The sequence below is a fragment of the Aquibacillus sediminis genome (assembly GCF_005870085.1).
In the GTDB taxonomy this organism is placed as follows: domain Bacteria; phylum Bacillota; class Bacilli; order Bacillales; family Amphibacillaceae; genus Aquibacillus_E; species Aquibacillus_E sediminis.
Genome location: NZ_SZNM01000053.1, coordinates 1 through 5,284, shown reverse-complemented (window position 1 = coordinate 5,284; position 5,284 = coordinate 1). Strand labels below are relative to the sequence as shown.

Annotated in this window: 8 protein-coding genes and 1 pseudogene; 6 read left to right on the top strand and 3 right to left on the bottom strand. The window is 39.1% G+C overall.

Annotation, left to right across the window (positions count from 1 at the left end):
- On the top strand, positions 1-195 hold a 195-nt coding region (locus FCI53_RS21710; RefSeq protein ID WP_210238512.1), incomplete at its 5' end, for a hypothetical protein.
- Between the two features lie 153 nt (positions 196-348).
- Positions 349-1,191, top strand: a complete 843-nt coding sequence (locus FCI53_RS20885) for an ion transporter (protein WP_246050178.1) — start codon at positions 349-351, stop codon at positions 1,189-1,191.
- A 102-nt stretch (positions 1,192-1,293) separates the two neighbouring features.
- Here the strand turns inward: FCI53_RS20885 and FCI53_RS20880 are convergent, their stop codons facing one another.
- Positions 1,294-2,112, bottom strand: a complete 819-nt coding sequence (locus tag FCI53_RS20880) for a hypothetical protein (protein WP_138420923.1) — start codon at positions 2,110-2,112, stop codon at positions 1,294-1,296.
- Positions 2,113-2,627: 515 nt separating this feature from the next.
- Between FCI53_RS20880 and FCI53_RS20875 the strand changes: the two genes are divergently transcribed.
- The gene (locus FCI53_RS20875; RefSeq protein ID WP_138420922.1) at positions 2,628-2,903 is read left to right on the top strand and encodes an HU family DNA-binding protein; all 276 of its coding nucleotides are present in this window, start codon (positions 2,628-2,630) and stop codon (positions 2,901-2,903) included.
- Between the two features lie 370 nt (positions 2,904-3,273).
- Here the strand turns inward: FCI53_RS20875 and FCI53_RS20870 are convergent, their stop codons facing one another.
- A complete protein-coding gene (locus FCI53_RS20870) occupies positions 3,274-3,381 on the bottom strand; it encodes a DUF3789 domain-containing protein (protein ID WP_138420921.1) in 108 nt (35 codons plus the stop codon).
- 261 nt (positions 3,382-3,642) lie between these two features.
- Here FCI53_RS20870 and FCI53_RS20865 point away from each other — a divergent pair, with 261 nt between their 5' ends.
- The 3 genes from FCI53_RS20865 to FCI53_RS20855 are packed head-to-tail and all read left to right on the top strand — an operon-like array spanning position 3,643 to position 4,801.
- Positions 3,643-3,852: a helix-turn-helix transcriptional regulator gene (locus FCI53_RS20865; RefSeq protein WP_138420920.1), complete on the top strand. Its 210-nt coding sequence runs from the start codon at positions 3,643-3,645 to the stop codon at positions 3,850-3,852.
- Positions 3,849-4,280: a hypothetical protein gene (locus FCI53_RS20860; RefSeq protein ID WP_138420919.1), complete on the top strand. Its 432-nt coding sequence runs from the start codon at positions 3,849-3,851 to the stop codon at positions 4,278-4,280. The genes FCI53_RS20865 and FCI53_RS20860 overlap by 4 nt, the downstream gene beginning before the upstream one ends.
- Before the next feature lie 14 nt (positions 4,281-4,294).
- Positions 4,295-4,801 carry a small multi-drug export protein gene (locus FCI53_RS20855; protein ID WP_246050177.1) on the top strand — a complete coding sequence of 169 codons (507 nt, stop codon included), beginning with the start codon at positions 4,295-4,297 and terminating at the stop codon, positions 4,799-4,801.
- 286 nt (positions 4,802-5,087) lie between these two features.
- Here FCI53_RS20855 and FCI53_RS20850 read toward each other — a convergent pair.
- Positions 5,088-5,284: pseudogene (locus FCI53_RS20850) on the bottom strand (Crp/Fnr family transcriptional regulator); the annotation flags it as partial.

The window sequence follows — 5,284 nt, the reverse complement described above, 5'->3', positions numbered from 1 at the left end:
TATTATTTTGCGGTTAACCTCGGCAAGTGCCCCATGTCCATAGAAGTTACAGATGTTTATAATAATAAGCCTGTTAAGCTTTATCTGTCGAATTTTGAAGTGTCCGAAAAATTGGGGATTGACCAATGTCACCTTTTTCGTCTTGCTAGTATTTATGTTATGGAAAATAATGGCAAATTTACCCTGATAAATTAGAGAAATAGTCAATAGTTGCAAGTTTTTTTATGAAAGTAGTTTTTTAGACTCCGGTTATCTGACTAGCATAATAACTTATAAATGTATTATGATAGAATAGGCGCAAAGCTTATGACTTGCTTTGGGTGAAAAAAGATGGTGAGGAGTGGGGATTTGCAACGGAATGATTTAGAACAAAACCAACCGTTTGAGGAGCGTGCTGACAACCCTCCTCGAGCGAACAAGCTAAAAAAAGTTGTTGAACATAAAAACTTTCAAACACTTATTATAGGCTTAATTTTACTAAATGGGCTGATTGTAATCGCCGGAACATACTCGACCGGTTATACCAATCTTCTAAATGGGATGGATCGTGTACTAGTTTGGATATTTTTCGTTGAGATGGTATTAAAGATGGCGGCCTTTGGGTTACGAGGTTATTTTAAACAAAAGTGGAATATCTTTGATTTTATTATTGTAACGGCCAGTGTTGCCCTATACACGATGCCATTTGTTAGTGTCATGCGGATCTTGCGCGTGCTGCGGTTGTTACGGATGATCTCTGTTGTCCCAGCCCTTCGAAAAATTATCGATTCATTGATGAAGTCAATCCCAGCGTTAACAGGGATATTAGGTTTAACGATTCTTATTTTTACGATTTATGCGATTATTGGGACGACTTATTTTAGTGATGTACTGCCAGATGAATATTTTGGTAGTTTCCATGCTTCTTTATTCACGTTAACACAGGTGGTGACGTTTGAATCGTGGGCCAGCCAAGTAGCTAGACCAATTATTAATGAAATCCCTTGGGCATGGATCTACTTTGAATCCTTTATTGTAATTGGTGCATTAGTTATTTTAAATCTAGTAGTCGCTGTGATCCTAAATTATTTAGAACAAGAAGATGATAACTTGCGAGATCAGCAACTCGCAGATATAGCAGAAGAGAACCGAGTATTACGAAAAGAAATAAAAGAAATCAAACAACTGATTCTAGACCAACAGAAAAAATAGTGGTGGGACATGGGGACAGGGCACTTGTCCCATTCATTTCATCAACCAACAAGAAAGAGTGCTTGTCACCGCATTTTTAGGGTGGCAGGCACTCTTTTATCGTCACTTATGCACACTTTCCATATATTCCTGTTCATCTGGGTAAATTTCGCCCTCGTGGATGGTCCCATTTTCGTATTCAACTCTTAAGTCTATCGATGTAATCGTTTTGTCCTCTGGCTCGACTCGGAATTTCCAAATACCTTGATCAGCGCCAACATTAATTTCTTCTGTCGGGTGTTCTTCGTAATGAACGAATGCTGTGACAGTTTTTGGGTTGAAAAAGGAAAAAATAGGCTGCTCAATTTGTTTCAGTTCAGCTGAATAATGTGTCATATTCCCATTAGCATCCTGTCCTGATCCTGTCCCTCTTGTAACCAATGGGATTGGTTGATACAGCTCTTGTGGAATACGTCTAGTTTCCGTTGATTGAATGGTATCCCCTTCACTCATGATTTTGTATTCATAGGTATGCATCGGAGAAAGCACTAATGAAGCAAGATAAGCTGATCCTGAAGCGTTGTTAGCTTCAACTTCTTCCCACTCAGTTGCCCCCTCCTCTCGATAAGCAACAGTAATGGAAGCATCACTTTCCACCTCACGAAAAGTCCATTCTAAGTCAAGGTGAATTTCCTCTGGTGTTGACCTTTCTTCGACAGCTTTAAATTCTCGATCGCTAACCCATTCATTTTTTTCATTGATCTCTTGAATTTGTTGGGATAAATGATCGATTTCATACCGAAGTTGTCGGTCTACCTGACTTCGTGTTTGTTCCTGTTGAGACTTCAATTCTTCCATTTTATCTAACATATTAAAATTAACAATAATACTAACCACCGCAATGGCCAAAATAGCATAAATCGCATAATCTCTCTTATTCACCATTATCCTCCTTTCGTGGGACAAGGGGACAGGGCACTTGTCCCAGTTCCTGTAGTTGCGTACAATTTTCCCCGGTGCAACCGTCCGTACGATTCCTGCTTCAAAACATGAAATGAAACGGAGATGTTTAAGTGGGAATAAACCGTTAACACTATAGTGTGGGAAGGAAAAAACCCCCACTGAGTGAAGCATAACTTTTTCCATATTGAACTCCCTACATCATATCATAAATACAAGACTGGACAGTATTGGAATATAAGAAAAAGCCGTTAGTCTGTTTCCTATTTATCGAAACTGGTTTTTATTAGTTGATCGAGGTACCATTTTATCAAAAGGGGTAGGACAAGGCCTCCTATCCCACCATTGGTTTCATGATGGCATAAGAAGCATCAGAGCGGTCGAGGTCGCTAAAATGTAGGTATTTTGCCCTAAATCATGCGTAGAAATTTGTTTATTTTTGTAATTTGTGGTAAAAAGAAGTGTAGAATGAAGTTTTTAGAAAAGGAGTAATATACATGAATAAAACAGATTTAGTAAACAAAGTAGCAGAAAGTGCAGAGCTTTCAAAAAAGGATTCCGGTAATGCAGTTGACGCTGTATTGGAAACTATTTCAGAATCACTATCAAATGGAGAAGGCGTTCAGTTGATTGGTTTTGGAAACTTTGAAGTTAGAGAAAGATCAGCAAGAAAAGGACGTAACCCACAAACAGGTGAGGAAATCGACATCCCTGCAAGCAAGGTTCCAGCATTCAAACCTGGTAAAGCACTTAAAGAATCCGTTAATAACTAAGTTGCATAACGTGGGCTTTTTAATACATCATTAAAAAGTGTGATAATAAAAAGATGATTCCTGTAAAGTGGGGATCATCTTTTTTCTATGCAAAAAGTATAAACTGATTTAATTAAATCTCACTTTGTCGTAGCGCAAAATTTCCTTCCTACACCCTATGCTTTTAGGTGTAGGTCAATTCAAGCACGTCTGCGTAGTAACACCATATCAGTTATGAAAGAGTGCTTCGATTCATCCAAGAGAGCGCTCCAATTTTTCCTCCCTTCAACAATATCCGGCCAGTGACCATTCATCCTCCGTTCGTTCAGGTTTACAGAAAAGTCCTCACTAATGGCTGTTTGGACTATCACTGTTTTTGTCCCTACGGCAGCTATTTTTCTCTTCCTAATTGATCCGCATCTTTAGCCACTATCATTAAACACATGGTCAAAACCCCAACGATACCACCGAAAAAAGTTCCTAAAATAAATGAAATCAATGTTTCTTTCCTCCTTCTCATTCCTCATTCCTTATTATTGCCATGTTTTGGTGAAAAAATAATAGGTTGTCACATCAGCCTGACGCGGGCTTGTTAGCAATTTGGGATCATGACTTAGAGTGGCGCCTAGTCACCAGTATGTGTCACCACTCAAGCATTATTAACTGGGACAAGGTCCCTGTCCCCATGTCCCACTATGTAAAATATTATTGACATTATGTTAAGGATCGTTTACATTGTTGAGAGGAGGAGGTGGCTTGAGTGTTGCGGAATCGGGTGAAGGAATTGAGAGCAAGGCACAGTTTTTCCCAGTCGGATTTAGGAAAACAGGTTGGGGCAACTCGGCAGACGATCGGTATGATTGAAAAAGGGGATTATGCTCCTTCTGTAACGTTAGCTCTTAAGATTGCCAACGCATTTCAAGTGCATTTAGAAGATGTTTTTTGGATAGAAGAGGAGGATTCACAATGATCGAACGATTTTTACGTTCCCCTTTTACGGTGAGTGTGTTTCTGATTGGTCTTGCGGTGATTTATACGGTCGGTTCGCAAATGCCAGATCGTAACGGCTTATTCTTATTAGTTTCAGGGCTATATGGAGTATTTGTAGTGGTCTATTTTGGTTTAATCATTTACTTTAATCGAAAATATCCTAACAGAAGAATACGAATCATGACGTACATCCCTTATGAATTAAAGGAAGAAGATGAAGGTCATCAATATGTGACCTACCGAGCGTGTCGTAAGGTTTATATTTATTACTATTTTGCGATCCCGGTGGCGCTTGTTATCCTCATTTTATTCAATGAGATTCGATTACTTCCCATTTTTCTGTTAACAGGATTAGGGTTAGGGCAATATTTTATTTTTTGGTCCGAAATTAAAAAATTGAATGATTAAACGGAGGTGGATCAATGATGTTATCTTATTTGTCTGTGTTTTTGGTTGCTGCAACGCCATTACTTGAACTGATTGTGGTGATTCCAGTTGCTATTGTTGGTGGGTTGTCGCCGGTCCCTGTTGCACTAATGGCTTTTGCGGGAAATGCAATCACAGTTTTTTTACTGATTGTATTTATTGATCGCGTCAAACAATGGATACGATCAAGGAAAAAAAAGCGCGCTACAGCAGTCGAAACAGAACCCGTTTCAACAACAAACACAGAACTAGTGCAGGAAGAGTTTACGTTTGAAGAGGATTCGAAAAAAGCGAAACGAGCAAGACATATGTTTGACAAATATGGACTACCAGGTTTAGCGCTTATCGGTCCATTTATTATTGGTTCGCACATTTCCGGATTTATGGCAATGAGTTTTGGAGCAAATCGACGCACAGTTATGAGTTGGATGCTCATCAGCTTAGCATTATGGACGGTCATTACAGCTGTCGCCACTATGTATGGTGCAACGCTCTTTATTTAGTGTGAACAGTTGTTTGTCCAGGGTGTCATAAAATGGTTTAGGAGGGGTAGGTTATGGAACGACAAAGACATAATAGAACCACCGTTTTCAATTGAAAAAGAAAGCAACAACGACAGAAGAACTTTCTCATTCATCCTCGCCACAAGGATAGGAAAACGATGGTATAATTTTCATTAAATCATATCTAGCTGAAAAATAAAAGGAATCATGAAGGTGTCTGTCACCCCATTGAAATAAAAAGTGTCAGGCACCTTTTTAGTGCCTGACACTTACCTATATCATCTACTTATGCTTCTACTGTTTCTCGAACTTTTTTATCTGCTTTATTTGTAAATAGACCTTTTAGGTATGGCATTGCATAGCGGTCTAGGCCGAATTTGCCTGCGTTAGCACCTGCTACTAGTACGAACATGCCAAGTACAACCATTTGTGCATTGGTACTTACGGTGCCACTGAATAGGAAAGAGAAGTTCATTACAAGTC

Excerpts from the sequence above, each read along its gene's own strand:
- FCI53_RS20875 (WP_138420922.1), top strand. The coding sequence starts at position 2,628 with ATGAATAAAACAGATTTAGTAAACAAAGTAGCAGAAAGTGCAGAGCTT.
- FCI53_RS20860 (WP_138420919.1), top strand. The coding sequence starts at position 3,849 with ATGATCGAACGATTTTTACGTTCCCCTTTTACGGTGAGTGTGTTTCTG.
- FCI53_RS20855 (WP_246050177.1), top strand. The coding sequence starts at position 4,295 with ATGATGTTATCTTATTTGTCTGTGTTTTTGGTTGCTGCAACGCCATTA.